This window comes from Brevibacillus borstelensis (genome assembly GCF_037834415.1).
GTDB classification, from domain to species: Bacteria; Bacillota; Bacilli; order Brevibacillales; family Brevibacillaceae; genus Brevibacillus; species Brevibacillus borstelensis_A.
In genome coordinates, this window is sequence record NZ_JAUMSJ010000013.1 from 1 (window position 1) to 25,158 (window position 25,158).

General features: G+C 52.6%; 25 protein-coding genes, 1 other RNA gene and 1 pseudogene. 24 read left to right on the forward strand and 3 right to left on the reverse strand.

Features of this window, described 5'->3' with window-relative positions; all coding sequences use genetic code 11:
* The first annotated feature begins 232 nt into the window (after positions 1-232).
* The 5 genes and pseudogenes from Q3F21_RS12550 (at position 233) to Q3F21_RS12570 (ending at position 4,439) form a co-directional block, all read left to right on the forward strand.
* Positions 233-1,633: a right-handed parallel beta-helix repeat-containing protein gene (locus Q3F21_RS12550; RefSeq protein WP_340253007.1), complete on the forward strand. Its 1,401-nt coding sequence runs from the start codon at positions 233-235 to the stop codon at positions 1,631-1,633.
* Positions 1,630-2,211: a nitrous oxide reductase accessory protein NosL gene (locus Q3F21_RS12555; RefSeq protein ID WP_340253009.1), complete on the forward strand. Its 582-nt coding sequence runs from the start codon at positions 1,630-1,632 to the stop codon at positions 2,209-2,211. The genes Q3F21_RS12550 and Q3F21_RS12555 overlap by 4 nt, the downstream gene beginning before the upstream one ends.
* Positions 2,212-2,229: 18 nt before the next feature.
* Positions 2,230-3,048 carry an ABC transporter permease gene (locus Q3F21_RS12560; RefSeq protein ID WP_340253011.1) on the forward strand — a complete coding sequence of 273 codons (819 nt, stop codon included), beginning with the start codon at positions 2,230-2,232 and terminating at the stop codon, positions 3,046-3,048.
* A gap of 13 nt (positions 3,049-3,061) precedes the next feature.
* Positions 3,062-3,754: pseudogene (locus Q3F21_RS12565) on the forward strand (ABC transporter ATP-binding protein); the annotation flags it as partial.
* Between the two features lie 343 nt (positions 3,755-4,097).
* Complete coding sequence (locus tag Q3F21_RS12570; protein ID WP_340253013.1) at positions 4,098-4,439, forward strand: hypothetical protein; 342 nt, start codon at positions 4,098-4,100, stop codon at positions 4,437-4,439.
* Positions 4,440-4,814: 375 nt separating this feature from the next.
* Here the strand turns inward: Q3F21_RS12570 and Q3F21_RS12575 are convergent, their stop codons facing one another.
* Positions 4,815-5,123 carry a DUF4870 domain-containing protein gene (locus Q3F21_RS12575; RefSeq protein WP_340253015.1) on the reverse strand — a complete coding sequence of 103 codons (309 nt, stop codon included), beginning with the start codon at positions 5,121-5,123 and terminating at the stop codon, positions 4,815-4,817.
* A gap of 232 nt (positions 5,124-5,355) precedes the next feature.
* On the opposite strand from Q3F21_RS12575, the gene Q3F21_RS12580 reads away from it, so the two are divergent.
* The 4 genes from Q3F21_RS12580 (at position 5,356) to Q3F21_RS12595 (ending at position 10,077) form a co-directional block, all read left to right on the forward strand.
* The gene (locus Q3F21_RS12580) at positions 5,356-6,315 is read left to right on the forward strand and encodes a cation diffusion facilitator family transporter (RefSeq protein ID WP_425341254.1); all 960 of its coding nucleotides are present in this window, start codon (positions 5,356-5,358) and stop codon (positions 6,313-6,315) included.
* Positions 6,316-6,445: 130 nt separating this feature from the next.
* Positions 6,446-7,666, forward strand: a complete 1,221-nt coding sequence (hmpA, locus tag Q3F21_RS12585; RefSeq protein ID WP_340253019.1) for an NO-inducible flavohemoprotein — start codon at positions 6,446-6,448, stop codon at positions 7,664-7,666.
* A gap of 129 nt (positions 7,667-7,795) precedes the next feature.
* Complete coding sequence (locus tag Q3F21_RS12590) at positions 7,796-8,683, forward strand: DMT family transporter (RefSeq protein ID WP_340253021.1); 888 nt, start codon at positions 7,796-7,798, stop codon at positions 8,681-8,683.
* 98 nt (positions 8,684-8,781) lie between these two features.
* On the forward strand, positions 8,782-10,077 hold the full coding sequence (locus Q3F21_RS12595; RefSeq protein WP_340253023.1) for an NCS2 family permease: 1,296 nt from the start codon (positions 8,782-8,784) through the stop codon (positions 10,075-10,077).
* A gap of 29 nt (positions 10,078-10,106) precedes the next feature.
* Here the strand turns inward: Q3F21_RS12595 and Q3F21_RS12600 are convergent, their stop codons facing one another.
* Entirely contained in the window at positions 10,107-10,997 is an 891-nt protein-coding gene (locus tag Q3F21_RS12600) for an EamA family transporter (RefSeq protein WP_340253025.1), read from the reverse strand.
* Positions 10,998-11,289: 292 nt separating this feature from the next.
* On the opposite strand from Q3F21_RS12600, the gene Q3F21_RS12605 reads away from it, so the two are divergent.
* From Q3F21_RS12605 to Q3F21_RS12650, 10 genes are all read left to right on the forward strand, one after another.
* Positions 11,290-13,056, forward strand: a complete 1,767-nt coding sequence (locus tag Q3F21_RS12605; protein WP_340253027.1) for an HD domain-containing phosphohydrolase — start codon at positions 11,290-11,292, stop codon at positions 13,054-13,056.
* Positions 13,057-13,126: 70 nt separating this feature from the next.
* Positions 13,127-13,391: signal recognition particle sRNA large type (ffs, locus tag Q3F21_RS12610), an RNA gene on the forward strand.
* A gap of 249 nt (positions 13,392-13,640) precedes the next feature.
* Positions 13,641-15,053 carry a PAS domain-containing sensor histidine kinase gene (locus tag Q3F21_RS12615; protein WP_340253237.1) on the forward strand — a complete coding sequence of 471 codons (1,413 nt, stop codon included), beginning with the start codon at positions 13,641-13,643 and terminating at the stop codon, positions 15,051-15,053.
* A 122-nt stretch (positions 15,054-15,175) separates the two neighbouring features.
* Positions 15,176-16,876, forward strand: a complete 1,701-nt coding sequence (dnaX, locus tag Q3F21_RS12620; RefSeq protein ID WP_340253029.1) for a DNA polymerase III subunit gamma/tau — start codon at positions 15,176-15,178, stop codon at positions 16,874-16,876.
* A gap of 33 nt (positions 16,877-16,909) precedes the next feature.
* Complete coding sequence (locus Q3F21_RS12625; protein ID WP_340253031.1) at positions 16,910-17,221, forward strand: YbaB/EbfC family nucleoid-associated protein; 312 nt, start codon at positions 16,910-16,912, stop codon at positions 17,219-17,221.
* A gap of 36 nt (positions 17,222-17,257) precedes the next feature.
* Entirely contained in the window at positions 17,258-17,854 is a 597-nt protein-coding gene (gene recR, locus Q3F21_RS12630) for a recombination mediator RecR (RefSeq protein ID WP_340253033.1), read from the forward strand.
* Between the two features lie 264 nt (positions 17,855-18,118).
* Positions 18,119-18,691, forward strand: coding sequence for a histidine phosphatase family protein (locus tag Q3F21_RS12635; protein ID WP_340253035.1), 573 nt, complete (start codon positions 18,119-18,121; stop codon positions 18,689-18,691).
* A gap of 172 nt (positions 18,692-18,863) precedes the next feature.
* The gene (locus Q3F21_RS12640; RefSeq protein ID WP_340253037.1) at positions 18,864-19,838 is read left to right on the forward strand and encodes a CPBP family intramembrane glutamic endopeptidase; all 975 of its coding nucleotides are present in this window, start codon (positions 18,864-18,866) and stop codon (positions 19,836-19,838) included.
* A gap of 42 nt (positions 19,839-19,880) precedes the next feature.
* A complete protein-coding gene (locus Q3F21_RS12645; protein ID WP_340253039.1) occupies positions 19,881-20,078 on the forward strand; it encodes a DUF2508 family protein in 198 nt (65 codons plus the stop codon).
* 12 nt (positions 20,079-20,090) lie between these two features.
* Positions 20,091-20,357: a pro-sigmaK processing inhibitor BofA family protein gene (locus Q3F21_RS12650; protein WP_340253041.1), complete on the forward strand. Its 267-nt coding sequence runs from the start codon at positions 20,091-20,093 to the stop codon at positions 20,355-20,357.
* Positions 20,358-20,368: 11 nt separating this feature from the next.
* On the opposite strand, the gene Q3F21_RS12655 is transcribed toward Q3F21_RS12650, so the two are convergent.
* Positions 20,369-20,887, reverse strand: coding sequence for a hypothetical protein (locus Q3F21_RS12655; protein WP_340253043.1), 519 nt, complete (start codon positions 20,885-20,887; stop codon positions 20,369-20,371).
* Positions 20,888-21,119: 232 nt separating this feature from the next.
* Between Q3F21_RS12655 and Q3F21_RS12660 the strand changes: the two genes are divergently transcribed.
* The 5 genes from Q3F21_RS12660 to Q3F21_RS12680 all read left to right on the forward strand — a co-directional run bounded on the left by Q3F21_RS12660 (position 21,120) and on the right by Q3F21_RS12680 (position 25,151).
* On the forward strand, positions 21,120-22,142 hold the full coding sequence (locus Q3F21_RS12660) for a hypothetical protein (RefSeq protein WP_340253045.1): 1,023 nt from the start codon (positions 21,120-21,122) through the stop codon (positions 22,140-22,142).
* Between the two features lie 46 nt (positions 22,143-22,188).
* Positions 22,189-22,371 (forward strand): sigma factor G inhibitor Gin, encoded by a 183-nt coding sequence (locus tag Q3F21_RS12665; protein ID WP_340253047.1) that lies wholly within the window; start codon positions 22,189-22,191, stop codon positions 22,369-22,371.
* Between the two features lie 119 nt (positions 22,372-22,490).
* A complete protein-coding gene (locus Q3F21_RS12670) occupies positions 22,491-23,966 on the forward strand; it encodes an aminotransferase class I/II-fold pyridoxal phosphate-dependent enzyme (protein ID WP_340253049.1) in 1,476 nt (491 codons plus the stop codon).
* Positions 23,967-24,034: 68 nt separating this feature from the next.
* Entirely contained in the window at positions 24,035-24,676 is a 642-nt protein-coding gene (gene tmk / locus Q3F21_RS12675) for a dTMP kinase (RefSeq protein WP_340253240.1), read from the forward strand.
* A gap of 145 nt (positions 24,677-24,821) precedes the next feature.
* Positions 24,822-25,151, forward strand: coding sequence for a cyclic-di-AMP receptor (locus tag Q3F21_RS12680; RefSeq protein WP_003390201.1), 330 nt, complete (start codon positions 24,822-24,824; stop codon positions 25,149-25,151).
* Positions 25,152-25,158 lie beyond the last annotated feature (7 nt).

The following is a 25,158-nucleotide window of genomic DNA, read 5'->3' on the forward strand; positions in this document are numbered from 1 at the left end:
ACTGCATGCATATCCAGTTTTGAAGGAATAAATGAAGCCATCCTGATCAGGATGGCTTTTTTGCATTTTCTGTCGCTTTACGATTTGTCTCTTTTTTGCCATTTCTCGTAGCCCGGATGAGTCATTTCAAAACTGTCAGGGACTGGTATTCTGGACGTGTAGCCTCAACAGAAGATGGCCAAGCGTAGATAAAAAAGGGGGGAGGCGCCTGTTTACGAAAGAGAAGAAGAACTTGGCAAGGTTATGTCGGGCTCTCTGGCTTCTGCTTGTCATTGGTTTGGTGGTGACCGTCAACTCTTTACCCGGAAAAGCGGCAGCCACAGCGGCGTCATTGCAGGAGCTGATTGACCGGGCACAGCCTGGTGAAACTGTCGTCGTCCCAGCAGGAGCGTATCCGGGACCGATCCGGGTGACTAAACCGATCATCCTGCAGGGACATGGCAACGTGGAGGTAAACAGTACGAACAAGGAGCCTGTTTTGGTGATCCAGGCGGACCATGTGACGGTGCGAGGGATGCGGATTGTCGACAAGCGGATTAACGAACCGGACGCATCGCTGGTCGTCAGAGGAAGCTATACCGTCCTTGAACACCTGACGATTGAGACGATGGGAACGGGCGTGCAGCTGATCCAGTCCGATCACAACACATTGAAGGACATCGCAATTATCGGCGGAGTCAGCGAGCCTGATGACGACACGGAAGAAAATATGCTCGACCACAGCCAGCACAAGCTGCTGGCCCCGAAAAAAACAGGTCCCAAACCGCAGAAAGGGAACGGCATCAACCTGGATCGGTCTCATTACAACCAGCTGACGTCCAATCGGATTGGAAACATGTTTGACGGCATTTATTTGGAAAACAGCAATTTTAATGAAATTGAACAAAATTTCGTTGAAAAGTCCCGCTACGGGTACCACTTCATGGGTACGGCCGATACCAAGCTTGTAGGCAACACAGGAAGCGCAAACGTAACAGGGGCCATGCTGATGGAAACAACGAGAGCCATCGTCAGGGAGAACCGCTTCGTCAAGCAGAGAGAAAACCCCAATTCGCAGGGAGTCCTTTTGTTCGATGTCACCCACTCGCACATCGAAAACAACCTGATCGAGGGAAACCGTGTCGGCTTTTTCATGGAACAGTCCAGCCTGAACTTTTTTTCCGCAAACCGGCTGGAAAAAAATTTTATTGGCATGCAGCTAAAAGAGGCGGCTCGCAATGAGATAGCAGCCAACCAGTTTATTTCCAATGTCATTCAGGCGCAGGCACAAGATGGCAAAGAGAACCTCTTGGAGGGAAACTACTGGGATACGATGCAGGGAATTGATCTGGATGCGGACGGGCATAGCGACGTCCCCTACGAGATGAACCCGTTTTTTCTGGCGCTGACGGGAGCCGTACCACCGTATCAGCTGTTTTTTCAAGCGCCGGGTTTTGTGTTTTTGGAAGGATTGTTTAGTTCCGGAACAGGTACAGTCATTCGGGATGCCCGTCCGCTAATAACCCCGGGCAAAGAAATAATGGCGGCCGCCGGACAGAGTCGGCCCGAGCAGCAAGGCTGGATCATGGGTATCAGCGCATGCTTACTGGCGTTGACTGGATTTGGAATCTATATGGGAGTGAGACAAAAATGAAAAAATGGACAATGGCAGCAGGTGCAATGATGGTAGTTTCCGCATTGATGATCGGATGCGGCAAAGAGGAAGCGCAACCGGTGGAGATTGTGGAAGGAGTGGACAAGTGCGACATCTGTCATATGGAAGTCGCCAATAACCAGCACGCGACCGAAATTGTGCTAAAGGACGGAAAAGCCTTGAAATTCGACGACATCGGCTGCATGTACCGCTGGACAAACGAAAACGGGACAGAGCAGATGGATGTCCAGTTCGTCCGGGATTACCTTTCCAAGGAGTGGGTAAAGTCGGAACAGGCGAGCTACGCGTATGACGAGAGCTTTAAAACGCCGATGGGCTACGGAGTTTATTCCTTCAAAGACAAAACCGCTGCAGAAGCGTTCGTGAAGGAGCAGCAGGCAGGCAAACTGTTGAGTGCGCAAGATCTGGGCAATCACAGCTGGGAATCCAGTATGAAAAAGCATAAGGAAGGGCACGGCGGAGGCCACGGCGAAACGGGCGCAGGCAGCCACGGCCAGAATGCGGATGCAGGCAGCTCGCATGCGCCAAGCAACGAAATGCAAGGCAAACACAATTGATCATGGGAAGTGGCTGATGTGCACATCGATAAAATCGCCAAACGGGAGATCAAGATCGGCTTTCGCAACCCGTGGGCATATTCTTTCATGGCTCTTTTTTCTCTGTTCAGTCTCGCCTTGCTGATCATCCAATCACAATCGTTTATGGAAGGGTATACGTACACGACAGGGACGATGCTTAACCTGATTTTGTATTTGCTTCCCCTGATGACAATGCTGCTCGCCTCCTTTTCCCTCACCGCGGAAAAGGAGGAGGGGAGCTGGCAGCTTCTTTCCACCTATGCGATCACGACGACCGCTTTTTTATGGGGAAAATATTTTGGCTTGGCGGTTGTCCTGGTCTCGATCGTCTGCTTTGGATACGGTGTATCCGGGCTGATCGGTTCGCTGCTCGGGACTGGCTTTACGCTATCTGCGCTGCTTTTTTTCCTGTTCTTCTCCATTTGTATTGTTCTGCTCTTTCTGGGAATCGCGATAATCGTCGGGACAGTGAGCAAGAACCGTTGGCAGGCCCTCACGTTCGGGGTGAGCATCTGGTTCTTCTTTATCCTCGCATGGCCGACAATTTTGATCTCAGTGCTGAGCTTTTTGCCTTATACGTGGATCAAGCCCGTGCTGCAAATCGCCACCTGTCTCAATCCGGCTGAGTTTGTGCGGATTTTCTCCGTCGTGAAAATGGGCGGAGGCTCCATTTTTGGCCCGGAATACTACAACTGGGTCACCTGGATGCAGTCTCCGTTTGGCGTAATCGGTTTTATCACCCTCAGCATCGCCTGGATTGTCGTCACGATGGGGATTGCCACATTCGTCTGGGAAAGAGGGAGATACCGTGATTAATACCGGATTGGAAATGGTGCAGGTAACGAAAAGGATAAAGGGGAAAACAATCGTCCATCCATTCGATCTGACCATCAGGCCAGGACAAGTAGTAGCGCTTTGCGGCGGCAATGGCGCGGGAAAAAGCACGATATTGCGCATGATTGCGGGCCTGGCGCGGCCGACCTCGGGCACGATTGAGGTAAATGGGCTGAACCGCAGGCAGGACCGCGAGTATTATTTGCGGCAAATCGGCTACATGCCTGATCATTTCAACTTTGGAGCGGGCCTGACGGCCAGCGAGACGATCCGCTTCTTTGCTGCCCTCAAGGGGCGTACGGCGCAAGAAGCGGACGATGCCCTGAAGGCTGTCGGCCTGCAGGATGCTCGCAACAAGCGGGTTTCCGTTTTTTCCAAAGGGATGCAGCAGCGGCTGCTATTCGCTCAGGCTATCCTGGACAAGCCTCCACTGGTCATTCTCGATGAGCCTACAAACGGACTCGATCCGTATTGGATGGATACCTTCGTCAGCCTGGTAATGGAAGTGAAACGGGCAGGGCAAGCGGTCATTTTCTCGACGCATCAGCTGCAGGTAGCCGAGGAAGTGGCAGACCGGGCCATTTTTCTGATGGACGGAAAGACGGTAAGCAGGGGGACGATTGAAGAGTACCGCGCCAAGTACGGACCGTCCGGCTTGCAAGGGGCCTTCGCATCCCTGATCAGCCGGCAGCTGACAGGCGATATCGACGGGACTGTTGGCGGGATGTTTGACGGCCAAGGCGGTCTTGGCGGAGGGGAGCGGCAGGACCCGTACCAGCAGGACAAGTATCAACAGGACGAGTACCAACAGGACCAGAACCGGCAGGAGAAAAATTCCCGGCATAGCCAAGTTTTCGGGAACGGTCAAGATTCCAGACATGGCCAAGATTCCGGGCACGATCAAGATTCCGGACATGCCCAAAAGTCTCGGCACGGCCATAATGACGGACAGGTAAGCCTTGACGGGCGTGACCGATCACAGGATAATTCGCCGGTGAAAATTACATTCAGAAAGCGTGAGAATAAGCGGCATGACGGATGACAAAAAGCGATTTACCCGCATCCTGATTGGAGGGGCAGCAGTATTGACTGCTGTTGTCCTGATTGCCGTTTGCGCAAAAGTGACAGTCATCCCTCCTGACGATACGAGAATGATTCTGGAGCATACCCATCGCACCTATATCTCCCCTCCCTGCTATGAAGAGGCGGAAAAGACCAATAATATTGGCGAGGCCACGCTTGGAGAAGCTTTGGGGCTTTCCTACAGCCCGGAATCCGGCTGTACGCAGCAATCTTTGCAGCCGATACAAGTACCGCTTTTCTTTTGGGTCACAGAAAAGCTGGGTATCCAAAAAGGGAAGTGGGATTGGTAACAGGACCGGTCAAGTATAGGAGCAACAGCAGGCTTGCGGTGCCGACGCGATGGAGTGCCGCGTTTTTCTGCAAGCAAGCCAAATTTTTGCTTCGGATTGGCGGGTTCGCGAGGCTGCGGAACCGCCGATTGCAAGGAGATACAATCCACGTCCTTGAGCTAGGGGAACGTTTTCTTTAAGGCAAGAAATTGGGTGGTACAAGTATGGCAGGACACTTTTTTCTGTTTCCCGGAAGGTTTCCGGGATCTATCGTCCATGCGTTCGTCTATATCCGCAAAAATACCGATACATCTCCCCTTTACAAAAGAGAGAGATGTATCAGTTATTTTATATAAAATCATATTTTTCTCTGATGTGGCTATTGTGAGTCGTTCGTTACCCGACCAAAGCGCCAATGATCGGATAGGAGAACGGCCGGCCGCTCAACGAGTACAAAATCCCTTTGATCGGGTAGTACAGCGCCGCGAGGCCAAAAATAACAAAGAATGGGATACCGATTATAATAAAGACGAACGGCCAGGAAATCGCAATCAAAATCCCGATAATCACGTGGAACAGCAATGCCTGGAGCGCCATGTTCTTCACCTCTCGATCGGCCATGAGCAGCCAGACGAGCAGCGGCACCAGAACGGGTGCAAAGAATGCGCTCGCGTGAGTAATCGCTTTTACGCCCTTATGATCCATGATAGAGCCTCCTAAAAAATGAAATAATAATGTCTATGTCATTATAGACGAAACAGCACCAGATTAAGTAACGGCCAAAAGCTTGAAAAGGATCTCCATCCCCAGACGGAGAAAATTTCTGGAAATGGCCGGGGGAATCCTCATAATCATACTTACATGCTTTGGCTATCCATAGATTTATAGAAGCCTTAGGAAAAAAAGGGGGATACGCTTGGGGACCTTGTGGCAACTGATGAAAAAAGGAAATACATCATCCGGGGCGGCGGCCATTGGCAACACGGGCTTGGCGATCGTAAAAGGCATAGCGGCCGCTCTGAGCGGCAGCGGAGCCATGTTTGCTTCGGCCATGCATTCGGTAGCGGATGCCGTCAATCAAGGATTTGTCTATACGGGCAGCGTACTCGCCGAAAAAGAGCCAACCCGCCGGTTCCCGTCAGGATTCGGGCGGGTCATCAACATCTTTTGCATGGTGGCGGTGATTGTCGTCACTATCATGGCTTATGAAACGATTCGAGAAGGCTTTCATCTGCTGACCCACCCCGTACAGGCCGGTCGCTTTGTGCTCAACCTCGTCGTATTGCTGTTGGCAGTTGCTGTAGACGGCTCTATCCTGCTGAAGGCGATGAAGGAAATCGTCCGGGAGACAAGGACGGAAGCGAAAGGATTGGGCGTGGTAAAGAGCGCCTTTCAAAATGTGGGACGAGCCGCGCCTCCGACCCGGCTGGTGTTTTACGAGGATCTCGTCGCCACATTAGGCGCCTTGCTGGCATTGATTGCGGTCGTTGTCACGCAGCTGACGCCTGTCAAGGTATTCGACGGCATTGCGACTATCCTGATCGGAATTCTGATGGTGGGAGTGGCGTTCAAGGTCGGATATGACAATATGGTGGGCTTGATTGGCGTGGCCGCCCCACGAGAGGTTGAGGACCGGGTGGCGCAGATCATTTTCGCCGACCCTTCCGTAACGGATATCAATCAGATGAGAATCATGCAGGAGGGGCGTTTTTACCATGTGGAGGCTTATCTGGAGCTGGAGAAAGGCTTGACGCTTGCAGATGCGGATGATATCAAATTTCGGGTGCGGGACGAGCTTTTGAAGGACCCGGATATCAGCGACGTCACTTTGGGCATTCTGGAGGATAACGACGTCCGCGACTGGCGGCCGGAAAAAGCCAAACCTCAACCGATGTAACACCAGAAGGCTTCGTCGTTCACAAACCTTCCACGATTGATGTGATTGCAGTCACAGATACAGAATAAGACCCTCTTTATACTGGGAGTTGTCAAAGAAATTTGACCTCAGGAAAGAAGGAGGGCCTAGAATGCTTAGTCAACAAACCGTCAGGATCATCAAATCGACTGTGCCTGTCCTGGAAGTGCACGGCAAAGCCATCACGACAAGATTTTACGAAATGATGTTTGCAAACCATCCCGAACTTTTGAACATATTCAATCACGCGAACCAAAAGCAAGGCCGTCAGCAAATGGCACTGGCCAATGCCGTGTATGCGGCCGCCGCTCATATCGACAATCTGGAAGCGATCTTGCCGGCAGTCAAGCAGATCGCGCATAAGCATCGGAGCCTGGGGATCAAGCCAGAGCATTATCCGATTGTCGGAGAAAACCTGCTTGCCGCTATCAAGAACGTGCTGGGAGAAGCGGCTACCGATGAGATCATCAATGCCTGGGCCGAAGCGTACGGTGTTATAGCCGATGCCTTTATCAGCGTGGAAGAAGGCATGTATCAGGAAGCCGAGGGAGCTGAGGGAGGCTGGAGAGATTTTCGCGATTTTGTCGTAGTCAAAAAAGAGGAAGAGAGTGCTGTCATCACCTCTTTCTATCTTCAGCCAAAAGATGGGGGACCGCTGCCCCCGTTTCAGCCTGGCCAGTACATCAGCGTGAAAATGACAATACCCGGTGAAGCCTATACGCATATCCGCCAGTACAGCCTGTCCGTCAGTCCCGGCAAAGAGTACTACCGCATCAGCGTCAAACGGGAGGACGGGGAACAGGAGAGACCGGCCGGAATCGTCTCCAGCTACCTACATCGCCATGTAAAGGAAGGAGACGTCCTGCCAATCAGCGCTCCGGCCGGGGACTTCCTATTGGATACCCAAGCTGAAACACCTGTAGTGCTTTTGAGCGGCGGTGTCGGCCTTACCCCGATGGTGAGCATGCTCCAGACGATCGTGGAGCGGCAGCCGAAACGGCAGGTCGCGTTCATCCATGCTGCTCGCAACAGCCTGACCCATGCGATGAAGGAACAAGTCGCAGAGATTGCACGTCGGCATGAAAACGTGGCGTCGTATGTTCTCTACTCGGAGCCGACTGAGGAAGACCGCGAATGCGGCGGTTTCGACAAGGAAGGCTATATCGATCTGCCGTGGCTGCAAGCACAGCTTTCCGACAATCAGGCTGACTTTTATTTCTGCGGTCCCGTTCCGTTTATGAAAAGCGTCTACCGCGCGCTGAAGGAATGGGGCGTGCCGGATGAGCGAATCCACTATGAGTTTTTTGGTCCAATGGGTAGCTTGATGGATTAGTTTTTAGTATAAATGAAAATGTCCATTGTCTTTTTTGCCTCCGCTGCAACGCGGAGGTTTTTTCTTCATAAGGAAAGCTAACTCTCTCATCTCTCGCTTATAATGGGTGATTATGGGAGGCGTGATAGTGTGCATTTAAAAAAACAACTTCTTTGGGCGGATCTGTCCTTGTTTTTCATTGCCCTCGCCTGGGGCTATACGTTTATCCTGTCCAAGGATCTGCTGACGGAGCTGACGCCATTTGCTTTCACCGGAACGCGCTTTTTGATCGCCGCTATGATCCTGTTGCCGTTCGCGTGGAAACGTCTGAAATCCGTTAGTCGGGACGTATGGATGCAAGGCGCAATCTGCGGGATCGCCCTGTGTGCCGCCTACACCCTGCAAATCTTGGGGATCGAGAGGACGACGCCAGGCAAGGCCGGAGTCATTACAGGAACCAATGTGATACTCGTCCCATTTCTGTATTTCCTGTGGAGAAGAATGCCGGTAAAAAAAGGAGCGGTTATCGGCTCTCTGCTCGCTTTCGCAGGTCTGCTCTGTTTGTCTGGAAAAGGCGATTGGGCGGGACTGGCGTTCGGCGATCTGCTCGTCTTCCTCTGTGCGGTCTTTTTTGCCCTGCACATCCTGATGGTGGACCGGGCATATGAAAAGCACCAGGAAATCGATACGCTTTCCTTTGTGATGATTCAATTAATGGTTGTAGGCATCATTGATACGGTGATCGCTGCTGTCAGCGAACCGCTTCCCCGTCAGCTCAGCGGATACGGCTGGTTTGCCTTCTGGTTTGACTGCCTGATCGGGACGCTTTTGGCGTACGTCGTCCAAATCAAGGCACAGCAATTTTCCCCGCCGGTACATGTGAGCATCCTGCTTTCTTTGGAAGCGGTCTTTGCCTTTCTTTTTTCCTGGCTCCTGTGGGGAGAGCCGTTGACCACTGTGATCGCGATCGGGGTCGTCCTGTTGCTTGCGGGAATATACGTGACGGAGCTGTCGGACCACAAGGAAAAGGCGGATTAATTTGGTTTGATTTGATCAAAATACGTGTATCCGCCAAAACGGAATTTTTCTTGTTTTGACCTGGAGTTTCGAAAAACGGGGTACAGGAGCAACACAACATGATCAACCAGCGTACGTGGACGTGGAAGAAGGAAATCATCGCGGGTCTTACGACATTTTTCACGATGGCTTACATTATGGTCGTAAACCCACTCATTTTGGCCGATGCCGGATTGCCGTTTGAACAAGGCTTTACCGCAACGATCATCGCTACAATGGCGGGAACCCTGATCATGGGGCTGTGGGCGAATTATCCGATCGCGATCGCACCGGCGATGGGGTTAAATGCCTATTTCGCCTACTCGGTTGTAAAAGCGGGGAGCGCCCTGACCTACACCGTCGCCTTTTCCGCTGTTTTTGTCGCTGGCGTCGTGTTTGTTCTGTTGTCTTTGACACCGCTTCGCTCCAAGCTGATCGAAGTCATTCCCGATAATCTCAAGTACGCGATCACTGCCGGGATCGGTTTGTTTATTACCTTTATCGGTCTTCGATTGACCGGCCTTGTCACCAGTCACCCGACCAATCTGGTCACCTTGGGAGATCTACACTCGCCGCAGGTTGTCCTGGCTTTGGTCGGATTGGGAGTCACGCTTGTGTTTTTGTCGCTGAACCTAAACGGAGCGCTTTTTTTCGGGATGGCGGTCACCGGCCTGCTGGCGTATATGACGGGGCAGCTCACCTTTGAAAAGGGAATCATTTCCACCCCCGCGCTGCCGAATGGATTGATCGTTTCCAACCCGATGCAGGCTTTTTCCGATGTGGTCAACTATGGCTTGTACGCTGTCGTGTTCTCCTTTTTGCTGGTTACGTTGTTCGATACGACCGGGACTGTGCTCGGGGTGAGCAAGCAGGCGGGATTGCTCGTGGACAACAAGCTTCCCCGGGCAGAGAGGGCGCTGTTTGCTGATTCAGCCGCGACGCTTGTCGGCTCGATATTCGGCACCAGTCCGACGTCCGCCTACATCGAGTCGGCGTCCGGAGTAGCCGCAGGGGGGCGGACGGGAGCGACAGCAGTCGTGGTGGCCATCCTGTTTGGCATGGCGGCGTTTTTCGGTCCTTTGGTCGGGGCCGTGTCGGGGATGTCCGCCATTACAGCTCCGGCTCTCATCGTGGTAGGCTCCATGATGCTGGGCAATGTCCGGCATATCGATTGGGATGCGATGGACGAGTCTTTCCCCGCCTTTCTCGTCATCGTCAGCATGCCGCTGACCTCTAGCATCGCTACGGGGATCGCACTTGGCTTTATTTCCCACCCGCTGATGAAGGTGTTGAAAGGGAAGTGGAGAGAGGTGCATCCCCTCGTTTACATGTTTGCTGTGCTGTTTATTTATCAACTGGCATTTTTGCCGCATTAGTGCGGATGCGAAAAAACGCCCTCTCCCTCTCAAGACAGGGAAGAGGGCGTTCTGTTTTTGCTGCGGTGGCGTGCCCATTCGGGCAGGATCATGCCGAGCAAGATGATGATGACGCCTAACCATTGCAGCAGGCTGACCGATTCCTGCAGGATGATGTAGGACGAGAAAACGGCCATCGGCAGCTCCGCTGCGCCCAGGATTCCGGCCATCCCCGGGCCGATGTGCGGGACCCCGAACGTAAAGCAGACAGTGGGGACAAACACGCCAAACAAGGCGAGCATGAACACATAGCCGAACAAGCCTTCCCACAGCACGCCGCTGGTGAGAAAAGAGGGCGGATAAATGAGAAATACGAGTAGGATCGAGCCAGTCGACATGAAGGAAGTCCGAATCCAGGGGTTCATGTCAGTGGCCGCTTTTCCGCTGAAAAAGATGAACAGCGTGTAGGAAACGGCCGCCAAAAGCCCAAAGGCGACACCGACGAGCGAAAAACCGCCGATTCCTTTATCCAGCACACCTCCGGCCAAAAGCGTACCCGCAAGCAGCAGAACGAGTGAAAACAAGGTGGTCGCCGAAGGTTTTTTGCGCGTGAGAATGGCCTCCAGCAAGACTCCCATCCAGGTAAACTGAAACAATAGAACAATCGCGATAGAAGCGGGAATATGCTGCAGGGCGTTGTAGTAGAGCAAACCGGTGGAGCCAACCGGGAGGCCGGCTGCCAACAGGAGCAGAATGCGCCTGAGAGGCGGCTTATGGCGCAGGGCGAAGAGAGCCGGTATCCAGGTCAGCAGAAAACCGAAAAACATCTGCCCGCCCACTACTTCCGCTGGAGAATATCCTTGTCCGTACGCCAGCTTGACAATCGTCGACAGAATCCCATAGCTGCAGGCGCCCAAGAAGACAAGCAGAATGTATCGCATAGGTATGTAACTCCTTACAATGTGTTTGTACTTTGCTAGGATAATACGAATGTTCCCTTTTGTCTATGTTTGGAAAATTTCATGGCAAAAAAATCCGGTAAATCAAAAATAACAGGTTTACCGTCCTAGCGGAGGTGGAAGTATTGAAGTGTCGCCGAATGCGGGCTACCATCCGGAGTGGGTTTATCAAACAAGGCAAGCGACTTCTTTATCTGAGCGTATGTCAGGAGGACGGAAGATATCCTTGCTGTAGTGTCGCCGGGTCCAAAACTGGCCGAGAAGGGGGAGGCAAATGTTTTCAAAAGCAAAAGATCGAATTTTTGCAGCTTTACTTATTCTGTGCCTGATCCCCATTATACTCGTCAGCCTGGTCAATTATCATGCGGCCAAAAAGGCGCTGTTTGAACAGTATTCGACCAACATACGGGAGCATATGCGTCGTCTTGACGATCAGCTTGCCCTCTACACGGTACTGGGGCAGCAAGAACTGGACAAGCTGGAGCAAAAACTGTCTGCCCCGATCAATTCCGGCAAGCTCATCATGCCTGCAGGCAGCGGCATTCCCGCATCAAACCCGAATTCTGAGGCGGCGGCCGTACTTGCAGCATTTACCGAATTTCATAAAAAGCACGCAAGCTCGCGAAATATATGCCTGATCGGCAAGGATGGAAGCATCCTCTCTTTGCTGCCGAAAAAAGGGGGCAGTAAAAGCGATCCGCGAAACTGGGATGTTTATCATCACACACTGATGAACGGGCAGGAACAGTTTCATATCATGAAGAGCGAAGGCCGCGAAGGAGAGAGCTGGTGGACATCGCGTCTGGTAAAGGATGAACAGGGAAAGCTCTTCGGTGTCCTCGCGATTGAGTGGAATGCCCAAACTATCACCAAATGGCTGCAAAGGGACATCCGTCCGACGAATACGACATTGCTCATCTTTTCCAAAGGAAATATGCTGCTCTATGTAGACGAGAGCGGCGTCGATATAGACAGCTGGACGGAAGAGGAGCACGCAACTGTGCTCCGAGCGATACATGAAAATGCCGAAGAGGAAGGCGTGCCGTTCATCAGCGGGAAAGGAAACACCCACTTGTTCCACTACACATCGCCGGTATCGGGGTACACCTACGCAGAACTTTTGCCAAGCAGCACGATTGACAGACAGCTTGATCCGCTTAAAGAGATCTTCTGGGTGGTTACGATTCTCGTTTTGTTGTTGGTGGTGATCATTACGAGGCGTGTCGCCAAGTGGATTGACAGACCGATTCGTTCTCTGGTCGAGGCGACGGAAGCTTTGCAAAAGGGCGATTTCTCCATACGGGTTAAAAAGCACCGGTTGCAAGAGATAGCCCAGCTGGAGGATAAATTTAATCAAATGGCCTCGCAGCTGCAAACGCTGATCGAGCGTGAACGTGAGTACATGCAGACAGGATTGGATCAAATCGTGCGAAGCTTTTATTTGGCGGTAGAGATGAAGGACCCTTATACGGCCGGGCACAGCGAACGAGTCACCGAATATGCGCTGATTATTTACGATCATCTGGATGATCACAAGAAAGCGGAATTTTCCCGTGATGACCTGCGTTTCGCGGGATTGATGCACGATATCGGCAAGGTGGCGATACCGGATCGCGTCCTCTTAAAGGACGGAAAGCTGACAGACGAGGAGTATGAATTGATCAAATTGCACGCCTCGATTGGGGCGAACATCGTCAACCAGATCGTGAGCCTTGCGCACGTGAGTCCCGGGGTCCGCCATCATCATGAGAGGTGGGATGGGAGAGGTTACCCCGACAGGCTGGCAAAAGAAAACATTCCGTTGATGGGGAGAATTTTAGCTGTTGCCGATACGTTTGATGCGATGACCTCAACGCGGTCTTATCGAAAAGCGCTTTCCATGGAGGAAGCGCACGCCGAGATACTTCGCTGCTCAAGTACCCAGTTCGATCCGGAGATCGTCCATGTGTTTAGCGAAGCTTACAAAGCGGGTTGTTTTCATAAAAACAAGCTGCCGGCATCGGCAAACCAAAGCGAGCTGCCGGCAGCTGCTCAAGCCTAAGGAGGAGTTTCCCTCTTTTGGTTGGCTTTTCGCCTTGCGATTAGGTCTTATCTTTGGTATGCTTATGCTACCGTGCTAGACGGGGAGGTTGCGGTGCCCTGTAACCTGCAATCCGCAATAGCAGGGTTGAATTCCTATCAGAGGTCTTCTCATGTGAGGCTGCCTTATGGCAGCGGTGTTGAGGAGCGGGTCCTGTGCAACGCGAACCCATGAACCTGGTCAGGTCCGGAAGGAAGCAGCCATAAGTGGATCATCGCGTGTGCCGCAGGGTAGCCTGTTCTGAGCTGCGGCCATAAGTAACGCTTGGATGGGGATGATCGACGATAGGTGCACGGTTACTATTCATAATGACGAACAGACGGTATGTATCCCGAGCGGATCGTATCGTTTTTTTGTTTCGATAAAGACTCTCCGACGAACCGTTCATGACAATTTTTGTTGATTTCTGACGATCCCTAGCGAAACAATTTCCGGTAAAAATCGGCTGATTCGGAAGGTTATTCCCATTTTTTTGACGAAATTGTACAGAACGGCAAGCGCCCGGAAATCGCTAAGGTCAGGAGGGACAAGCTGTGGGAGAATCGATGTCGTTACATCTCGTCGGCTCGTCCAAAAGATTGCAACAGTTTGTACAACAGTTGCCAACTGCTATTGTCCTGGTAGATCAAGCGGGATGTATCGTAGAGGTGAATGAAAAGCTGTTGCGTGCCACGGGCTATCGATACGAAGATTTGATGAACAAACCCTTTCACCTTCTCTTGCCGTATGACGGTACGATCGAGCAGTTGTATCTCGATCTAATGGGGCGGGAAGCTGACCAGCCGCTGGATGTGCAATGGCAGGACAAGCAGGGCAGAACGGGCAAAACACCAGCCCTGATGATGATGCAGCCGGGAGAGCATCCGTCTTATGCGGTCCTCTTGTTTGATGCAGGCAAGGAAACGGAGAGCGTCCTCTCTCAACGACTGATTGCCAAGCTGACCAATGACAGCAGCTTGGGATTGTTTGTCCTGGACGAGCACGGGCGGATCGTGGAAGCCAGTCAGATGGCTTGCAAGCTGCTGGGGAAAAACCGCTTGGATGTCATCAACAAGCACGTGGACCAAGTCTTTGCCGGGATACCGGAGGATCATCGTCTCATCAGGCGGGAGCTGCTCGACGGTGTCAAGCTGTACAACATGGCGACATCATGGAGCAATGACAACCAGCGCTATGAACTCATTGTCGACGCCAACACGCTTCAGGATGAATGTGGAAAAACCGTAGGCGCCTTCTTTCTGTTTAAAGATATAACAAACCTGCGCTCCTTCGAACAAAAAATCGAGCGAAACGAGAGGCTGGCCATGATCGGACAAATCGCCGCCGGCACTGCGCATGAAATACGCAATCCGCTCACGTCCATAAAAGGATTTTTGCAAATGTTTTTACAATCGTTCAGCGAAAACGGGATGGACCGCGAACGAACCTATACCGAAATCATGCTGACGGAGATCAACCGAATCAACTCTCTCGTCAGCGAATTTCTCTTGCTGAGCAAGCCGCGAGATGTGCAATACGCAATCGTCGACCTGAATACGGTCTTTGAGGAAATTATGCCGATCGTGGAGTCGCAGGCTTTGCTCTACGGCATCGAAGTCCAGTTCTCGTCCCGGGGCAAAATGCCGCTTGTCGTGGGCGATACGGAATTGCTGAAGCAGGTATTCATCAATATATGCAAGAACGGGATTGAGGCCATGGGAGAACAGGGCACCTTGAGCATCTCCCACCACATTGATCCGGACGGCGACAAGGTCAGCATTGACATCCGGGATTCCGGGCCAGGCATACCCTTGTATATCATTGACAAAATATTCGACCCTTTCTTTACCACCAAAGAGGAAGGGACCGGTCTGGGCTTGTCTGTTTGCCAAAAGATCATTCACGACATCGGCGGACAGATTCGCGTTTCCACCAAAGGATACGGCACTACCTTTCACATCTTGCTCCCCTATTTGTAAACCAGACATGACGTGGCGTCCCGCAAGCAGTACGGGGCGTTTTCTTTGTACGACGGGGAGCAGATGTTGTATAATAGATGAGATTCGGAAGAGGACTGTGCAGATTGGAGTGTCACACAAACATGGCTTACACCGCGCTGTATCGCGTTTACCGACCCCAAGCCTTTGAAGACGTGGTAGGACAAGAGCATGTGACCGTCACCTTGCGCAATGCGCTGCGCGAGCAAAGACTGTCTCACGCCTATTTGTTCAACGGTCCCCGGGGTACAGGCAAGACCAGTGCAGCCAAAATTATGGCCAAGGCCGTAAACTGCGAGCAGCCGCAGGATGGCGAGCCGTGCAATCAGTGCGATACCTGCAAGGCAATCACCGACGGCTCCGTCACCGATGTACTGGAAATTGACGCCGCCTCCAACCGGGGTGTTGAGGAGATCCGCGACATCCGCGACAAGGTAAAATTTGCCCCCAGCGATGTCAGGTACAAGGTGTACATTATTGACGAAGTGCATATGCTGACGACGGAAGCGTTTAATGCGCTGTTAAAAACGCTGGAGGAACCGCCTCCGCACGTCATCTTTATTTTAGCGACGACTGAACCGCACAAGCTGCCCGCCACGATTATCTCCCGCTGTCAGCGCTTCGACTTTCACCGCATCCCGCTCAGGGAGATGGTCAGGCGTCTGTCCTATATCTGTGAAGCGCAGCAGGTGCGGGTAGAAGAGCAAGCCCTGACGCTCGTAGCAAAGCTGGCAGAGGGCGGCATGCGCGATGCGCTGAGCCTTTTGGACCAAGCGATCAGCTACGCCAAGGATCAGGTGACAGCTGCAGACATCATGCAGATAACGGGAACGGTATCGCAAGGGTACTTCTCCGTTTTGGCCAAACACATCGCCGAACGCGATGCAGCTCCCGTCATGGAGCAGTTTGACAAGGTGATGGTGCAGGGAAAAGACCCGGAGCAATTTTTACACGATCTTCTCTACTACTATCGGGATATGCTGCTGCTGAAGACAGCGCCTCATCTGGAAGAAATCGTGGAACGGACAACGATCGACGAACAGTTTGCCCAAGTGGCTAAGCTGTACGAGATAGCCGACCTCTATACGGCCATTGAGACGTGCAATCAGGCGCTCACCCAATTGAAGTGGTCCACGTATTCACGCGTGCTGGTGGAGCTGACGCTGGTGAAATTGTGTCAGGTTCAAGGGCAGGCCCCAACGGCGGCTGTACCAAGTGCTGCGGTGGATAACAACGACTTGGCCCCTCTTGCCAATCGCGTCAAAATGCTGGAAGAGAAGCTCGCCCAGCTCGCTCAGGGCCAGCCCATCGAAGCCGGCCAACCGAGGGCGGAAGAGCCGCGGAAAAGCGAAGCTCGTCGCCCGGCTCCAGCCGGAGGTGGCTCACGGACGCCGATGAACAAGGTGCGGGAAGCGGCGATGGCCATCGATGAGGCGGCTTCCCGTCAGGTCCGGGGCCAATGGAGCCAGATTTTGGCCGAGGTCAAAAAGGTGAAAATCCAGTATCAAGCCTGGCTTGTAAACGGGCAGCCCGCTGCTGTCGGCGGCGATTCGATTATCGTCACCTTTACCAGCCCGATCCACTGCGACAAGACGATGGAGCCTGAGCTGAAAAGCGTCATCGAGCGAGCCATTTTTGCAGTGATTGGCAGGCCGCTGCAGCTTCTCTCCGTCATGGAGGAAGAGTGGCAGTCCGTTCACCAGCAAGCCGCACAGGGTGAGGCCCAGACCAAAGAGGAGCAGGACCCGTTCGTGGCCGAGGCCATCCGTCTGGTGGGCGAAGGGCTTGTCGAAGTGAAAGAATAGATACCCATACATCCGATTAAGGAGGACACCCACGTGAAAAACATGCAACAAATGATGCGTCAAGTAAAGAAAATGCAGGAAGAGATGCAAAAAGCCCAGGAGGGCCTGAAGGAAAAGGTAGTGGAGAGCTCCGCTGGCGGCGGTGCCGTGATGGTAAAGGCCAACGGACACAAGGAAATTATCGATATCACCATCAAGCCGGAAGTAGTGGACGCCGATGATGTCGAAATGCTGCAGGACCTCGTGTTGACGGCGGTCAACGATGCGCTGCGCAAAGTGGATGAAATGGTTGGCAAAGAGATGGGACGCTTTACCGGAGGGATGAACATTCCGGGATTGTTCTAGTCGCGAACGTCGGAGCCTTTTGAAGGAGTAGAAGCGATGTTTTATCCCGAACCGGTCTCAAAACTAATCGAAGGTTTTATGAAACTGCCGGGCATCGGTCCGAAAACGGCAGGCCGTCTGGCGTTTTTTGTACTCAACATGAAAGAGGACGACGTACTGGACCTGGCCAAGGCGCTGGTCAACGCCAAACGCCAGCTGCAGTATTGCTCCGTCTGCAACAACATCACCGATCTGGACCCATGCCATATTTGCCGCGACAAACGCCGGGACGGCTCGATCATCTGTGTCGTACAGGAGCCAAAAGACGTCGTGGCGATGGAAAAAACCCGGGAATTCGAGGGGTATTACCATGTGCTGCACGGGGCCATCTCTCCGATGGACGGGATCGGGCCGGAGGACATTCGCATCCCCGATTTGCTCAAACGGCTGGGAGACGAACAGGTGAAGGAAGTCATTTTGGCGACAAACCCGAATATCGAAGGGGAAGCTACGGCGATGTACATCTCCCGTCTGATCAAGCCCTTCGGCGTTCGCGTCACGCGGATTGCCCACGGATTGCCGGTTGGCGGCGATTTGGAATATGCGGACGAGGTTACGCTGACCAAGGCGTTGGAAGGACGCCGGGAGTTATAAGAGAACGCGGAGTGCGTTCAGCTGGTGAAAAAGGGATGGTCCCGAAAGTTTGGCTTGAGGGACTGTCCTTTTTTTGATAGCCGAGAAAGGGGCAGCCCTCTCCGCTGAGAAAAACCGATTCAATGGCATTGCAACAAAGTATTGCAACATTATTAACTTGGTTTCGCTATTAGGCAGCAAGGAATATGAAAACTCTTGTCGAATGAGAATAAAGAAAGAACAAGTATCTATAACGCTTGATACAATTTCATCGCTGGGGGCACTATGAAAACTTGCATTTACATGGTGAGGCATGGCGATTCACCAAAGGATGGGAACGAAAGAACAAGGGGACTTACCGATAAAGGGAAAGCGGATGCTCATCGTATAACGGAGTTATTGAAAACTGAGGGAATTGAAGTTTTCATATCAAGTCCATATCTACGAGCAATCCTTACTATTCAGGAGCTCGCCCAATGTTCAGGAAAAGAAATTTTAATTTTTGAAAATCTTAAGGAAAGAAATTTTTCAGGGGAAAACTTCCGAATGCCTGATAAAGACTTGCTGCCGTTGCTGAATCGGTCATTTTCCGATCCAGACTTTGCTCTGTCGGGAGGGGAGTCTAATCTGGATTGCCAGAAGCGAGCAATAGCTGTCTTAAAAGAATTATTAAAGACATATCAAGGACAGAAAATAGCAATTGGCACGCATGGAGCGATAATGACGTTAATGATGGGATATTACGATAGTCAGTACGATTTTAATTTTCTATTGCATACATCTAAGCCAGATGTCTATAAAATGGAGTTTATTGGTCAAGAATTAGCAAAAGTTGAAAGATTGCGGTCCGCCCATTAACGAAATAATTAGAACCAACGGATATAATACTTGAAAACCAAAGCATAAACCCACAAGTGGCAGTGGGTTTTTATTTATTGGCAGAACATCAATAAAAAAATTAGCAGTGACTTGATAAAAAACTACTTTTTTGCTAGGACGAGACATACAGTGTAACGGGGAGAGTGAGACAATGCTGAATGGACCGGGGCTGCTGCTCTCGGGAAAAACGCGGAAAGACAAGGCGAAGAGTTGGGCTATCGTCTTATTTATCGGGTACTGGGTCATGTTTGCAGTGGAGTTGCTGATGGTCCGCTTTCAGCGGAGAGCCGATGGTTTATGGGTAGCGACCACTGCGGAGGAGCCGGGAATGTGGCTCGTCATCCTGATCTTGAGCGTCACAGGACTGAGTTTGCTGGCTTCCATCCCGTATGCGATACAGACAGCGAGAAATCGGAAAAGAAGGGACTGGCTGTGGGCTCCGTCAGATGTGACAGGTACCGACGTCCTGCATGTTGTGGCATGGCTTCACGTGTTTCAGGCATGTACGCTGCTGTTGTATGGATTGGTATTGCCCGCCACATTTTTCCCCGCCGGATCAGTTGGCAGCTTTATTGAATCTGCTTCCTTTCAGCTCTTTATCCTGGTCCTTGTGCCGCTCATGCTGCAGGGGCGGCTGGACCAGATTGGCGTTCGTCGGCCCCGTCAGCTAGGGTGGATGATCGCTGCTTTGATCTTGTTGTTTCTGGCTGTCATGCTGCTTCTTGATGTGGCAGTAACCAAACCGGTCGCGGAATGGTTTGGGCTGGCACTCGATTCCGAGAGAGAAAGACAGATTGAACAGGAAATCGTCCATGCCCGCGAACGCAATGGATGGGCTGTTTTGACGTCGATGGTGGTGATCGGTGGGCTAGTACCGATCGCAGAGGAATTGTTGTTCCGAGGCGTGGTGCAAACGTACCTGGTGAGCCGGATGGGTACCGTGATCGGCATTTTTATCAGCAGTCTGTGGTTTGCGTTGATGCATGTGGATATCGCCTTGTTTGCCCCGCTGTTTGCGATGGGTATATTCCTCGGGTATTTGCGGCATCGTTTCCAATCCATATGGGGGGCTGTCATCCTGCATGCGCTCAATAATATGGCCGGGGTTCTTTACTACTTCCAATAGGGGAGATGGACAATGGGCTTTTGGAGGCAAGAAAAACCGTCAATGACATGGAGAAAAAGAGGAATTGAGGAAGCGGTCAACCGCGCTCGGCTCGACTGGCAGCACGCCCGTCATCTGATGGAGATCTGCGAGCCGGACAAAGGGCTGGAGGACGCCATTTACTATTTGCAGCTAACGGAAAAACGCTACATGTACCTTCTCTCCCATGCCAAAAGAGAGCAGGAGTACCTGCAAGCGTAAAGGAGGATTTCCATGACATCAGGGTGGATGATTGCCCTGCTCGTGGCGGGGCTGTTGCTGTTGATTGCAGCCAGCAAATCAGTATGGGGACCGATCCGCTGGCTTGGACTCGGTGTCATGCAGCTGGTCATTGGTGCTGTCTTGTTGTTTTTTGCCAACCTCATCGGGGAGCTGGCCGACTTCCACATTCCAATCAACCCTGTTACGGCCCTATTGACCGGGTTGTTGCGTTTGCCGGGTCTGGCTGCTCTCATCGTCATTAAAATGTGGATGATCTGAGGCGAGAGAAATCATCCGTCCGTCAGCAGAAAGGCGACGCTGCGATGTTCGTATTTGACACGGCAGTGCTTGGGCAAGCGAAGGGAAACAAGCAGAGCCAAGAGCCGCGGAAGCGAAGAGATAATCGCGCCTGCCAAAAGTGTGAGCCCGTAGGGAACGGGCAGCCAGACGTACAGGAAAGCCGTCAGAAACAGGCTGCCTGCCAAAACGGTTGCTTCTGCGCCGCGATAAGCTGAAAGCGGGACAGGCAGTCGATAGCCCGCTCCCCACCACGGTGAGAACAGCATGTCGGGCGTCGTCTGAGGGGCATGTCCCCGCAAGTGAACGTACATGCGAAACAAACAGAGATGGATGACCGCAATTCCCGGGAGTACAGCGAGTGAGACAACCAGGTCCGGGAACGGGATAGCCAGCAGGCGGTCAGCAGCTGTAAAAAACAGTGCGAAAAGCAGCAGCTGAAACAAAAATCCGGCCAACCTCCAGCGAAAACGGCGCACCAGTTTATAGCTGTAAATGGTTTGATTGTTCATACGTCACATCCATTCGTTCTCGTGAGTCGTCATTTACTACTACCCCCGGATAACGAAGCCATAAACCGGGAATTTTATTCAAAAAGCCCGGCATCTTTTTGCAAGCGAGCAGGGGCCGCCCGCCAGGACGATCTGGCAGAATCTATATCCTCTATTATGGCACAGCCCCTCTTGATGAGAAAGACGGGCGTGTCTCGGCAGAGGGCGAGGAAAAAGGAGGCGGAGAACGATCTTGCCAGAGGGAACGATCATACTCAGCGAAATCTCTGGTGCCACTCTTTCGGAATCGCTGAAAGCTGAACTGTACAAGCAAGGGCTGGAGATTTGTTCTGACAGTGAAATGGATGCAGCCGTTCAGGTAGAAGGCTTGCTGGTGGCCGGTCCAACGAACGACCAGGTGGAGGCGGCGATCCGGCAGAGCGAGGCGGGGGATGTCCCCCGTCTATTGCTCGTCTACGGGGATAAAATCAGGGCCGGGCTGGCAGATGCATTGTCTGATGCTCACCCCGGGTGGGAAGTGATTCGGATGTTCTCTTTTGCAAATGAAGACAAAGTGCTGCTGGGCGGGGAGCCGAATGGCAAATGGCTGAGAAAGCTGAGCGTGCAGCTGGCTCGGCGAAACTTCACTTCGCTCGTGTGCCGCAGGTGTGAGGTTGACGAAGCTGTCCGTCAGCTGGGGCTTTATTTGACGTGGAAGGAACGGTTTTTTATGCGTATGGGGGAGGAGTGCGACAAAGGAGGCTCGCGGATGCGGCTCCAGGTGATCGCCCGCGCGCTCGGAATGGATAAACGGATCGGCCAAGGCTGGCTGTACCCGGAACGGAAAAGCCATACACCGCTCTATCGCTGGTTGGATCGAGAATTTCGGCATGTCTTAAACAAAACGAACGTACATAGGATTACTCTATGGGGAAGCATATCGTTTTGGCGGCAGATGCCTGCAGCGGGCATGTTCGGGAAAGAAGTCCGGCTGGTTTCTCCGGAAGCTGATCACACCATGGTTGAAAGCCTTCCTGCTTCCTGGTCTGTTCATGAGGATTGGCGTTCAGCCCTGGCGAAGTCTGATCTTTTGATGATCGGCACTGCCGATCCGGTGATTCGGGAGATGCCATTGCCTGAGCTGGTCGGGAGGATGGCCCAGCCGATCGTGATCGATGCTTGTTCATGCTTTCCCATAGAAGAAGCGGAATCATGCCAGATAATCTACCGAGCTATCGGCGAAAACACGAACGTTTGGGAATGGAGCCGATTATAATGGGGTATAATGGTTGGTAGATTGAGGAAAAGGGCAGGCGTTTACTATGGAAAGGATTGCTCAGCGATGCATCGTCTGTGAGGAAGAACGACTGGACGGAATCGCGATCTGTGAGCAGTTTATCTGCCAACATTGCGAACAGGAAATGGTGCACACTGACGTACAAGATGCCAAATATCCGTTTTTTATCCATCAGATGAGGCGCATCTGGCTCACAAAAGACGCGTAGCTACGTTCAAAAAAAAGGCATTGGCCGAAGGGTCCATGCCTTTTTCCGTTTTGGCAGACTTACGCCGGTGAAAATCGTGCTACAATGAAAAAAGCTGATAAAAAAAGGACGTGAAGCTCGTGCGGGAAAAAAGCCCTGGCTACGACGGGGAGAGACAGCGGCGCGCTCCCTTGTACGAACAGTTAGTCAAGCACGCAAGCAGGCATCCGCATCCTTTTCATGTGCCCGGACATAAAATGGGGCACAGTTTTGACCAGATCGGCAGGGGAACATTCGGTCCCCTACTGGAGCTGGATACGACAGAAATATCCGGGATGGACGATCTGCATCATCCCGAAGGCGTCATTGCCGAAGCACAGAAGCTGGCAGCCGAAGCATTCGGGGCCGAGGAAACCCGGTTTTTGATCGGGGGCAGTACGGTTGGAAACATGGCGCTCATTATGGCGGTTTGCCGCCCCGGGGAGAAAATTCTGGTTCAGCGCAATTGCCACAAATCGGTTTTTCACGGCATGATGCTGGCCAGAGCCAACCCTGTCTATATTGTGCCTGCCGTCGATCCAGCCAGCGGGGTAGCTGTCGGCTTGCGGCGGGAAGACGTGGAGAGGGCCCTGATTGCCCATCCTGATGTGAAAGCCGTTTTTTTAACCAACCCTACCTACTACGGAATGGGGATCGATCTTGCCAAAATGGCGGCTGCGGTTCACCGTTTTGGCGTGCCGCTTCTGGTCGATGAGGCGCATGGCTCGCACTACGGCTTCCATCCCGCTTTTCCGCAGTCGGCTATGGCAAGCGGGGCGGATGCTGCCGTGCAATCCACGCATAAAATGACAACAGCGCTGACGATGTCATCCATGCTGCATGTACAGGGAAGCCTGATCGACCGGGAACGCTTGGCCCGCAGCCTCGCGCTGCTGCAGTCATCAAGCCCTTCCTACCTGTTGATGGCCTCGCTGGATCTGGCCAGACGCCATCTCGTGATGGAAGCGCCCGAGGAGTGGAGCGAGCTTCTCCCGTTATTGGACAAGCTGAGGGAGGCCGTTCGAGAAATGCCATGGGTGGAGCTTGCGGCAAGCGAGCCCACGAGTGTCTATACCACGATGGATCCGCTGAAGCTGATGCTCATGCCCCGCACTGGGGATATGGACGGATTCGGATTGCAGCAGCTGTTGGAGGATTTCCGGATTTACCCCGAGCTTGCAGACACGGGCCATGTTTTGCTGGCGGCCTCGTCAGGCACCAGGCCGGAGGACCTCGATCAGCTGCTGCGTGCACTGCAGTCGCGGCCAGAGCAGCCGCACTCTCCGTCAAAGCGCATTGTCCAGCCGGGAATCGTGTCTTCCAGCTTTTTGCGGGAGCAGGCCATGCCGATCCACGAGGCGATGGATGCTCCGCTGGTGAGCGTTCCTCTCGAGCAGTCGCTGGGCCGGATCGCGGGAGAAATGATCATTCCGTACCCGCCGGGAATTCCCTTGCTAACCCCAGGCGAGAGGATCGATGAGTCCTTTCTTGCCTTGCTCAAAGAACTGAGGAAAAGTCAGGTCAGATTCCAGGGTGTGCGGGATAGTCGGCTTCAGACGATACTGGTCGTGCAGTAAATCGCACATCTGTGTGAAAGCCGAAAGCGCCGGACACAACCCGCTTGAATAGAAATGTGGAGGGAGCAATTGTCGTGACAACGAGAAAAACAGGTCGGTTCATCACCGTAGAAGGAGCAGATGGGGCCGGAAAATCGACCGTGGCGGCACGCCTGTATGACGAACTTCGAAAGAAGGGACGGGATGTCATACTGACGCGGGAGCCGGGCGGCATTGAGATTGCCGAAAAAATTCGCGAGATCATCCTCAACCCGGAGTACGTCAACATGGACAAGCGGACCGAAGCGCTTCTCTATGCAGCGGCAAGAAGGCAGCATTTGGCGGAAAAGGTGTTGCCTGCACTGGCAAAGGGCAAACTGGTTCTATGCGATCGCTTTATTGACAGCAGTCTTGCCTACCAGGGATATGCCAGGGGACTGGGGATCGACGAGGTATTTGCCATCAACCAGTTTGCGGTGGAAGACTGCATGCCGGATTTGACGCTGTATTTTGACGTCCGTCCGGAGGTTGGACTCGCCCGGATCAATGCCACAAAAGGTCGGGAGGTCAACCGGCTTGACCTGGAAGCGCTGGATTTCCATGAAAAAGTCAGGGAAGGGTATCGTATCGTCCGGGATCGCTTCGCCGATCGGTTTATCGTCATCGACGCCGAGAGGCCGGTCGATGAAGTGTTCGCGGAGGCACTGGAGCAGCTCGAAGCGCGTTTGTAAGGTTGGGGTACCGTACTTGCGTGTACATGCTGTATACTATGAATAAGAAGAATATCGTTACATTGCCCCGGCTTCCTTCATATTATAGAAGGGAGACAGGTATTCTACTGGAAAACCAAAACGATGCGGAAAGGGTGAGCGCCGTATGAAAATGGTGGTTGCTGTCGTTCAGGACAAAGACAGTGGTCGTCTGTCGCAGCAGTTGGTGAAAAAAGGTTTCCGAGCCACAAAACTGGCTAGTACCGGAAGTTTTTTGCGCGCAGGCAATACGACATTTTTGATTGGTACGAATGACGAAAGTCTGCCGGATGTCATTGATATTATTCAACAGAACTGCAAATCACGCAAACAGATGGTCACCCCTGTCTCACCCTTGAGCAATGCCGTCGACTCGTTTATGCCCTATCCGCTTGAGGTTCAGGTGGGTGGCGCTGCGGTCTTTGTTTTGGACGTCCAACAGTTTCACTCCTTTTAAAACGATG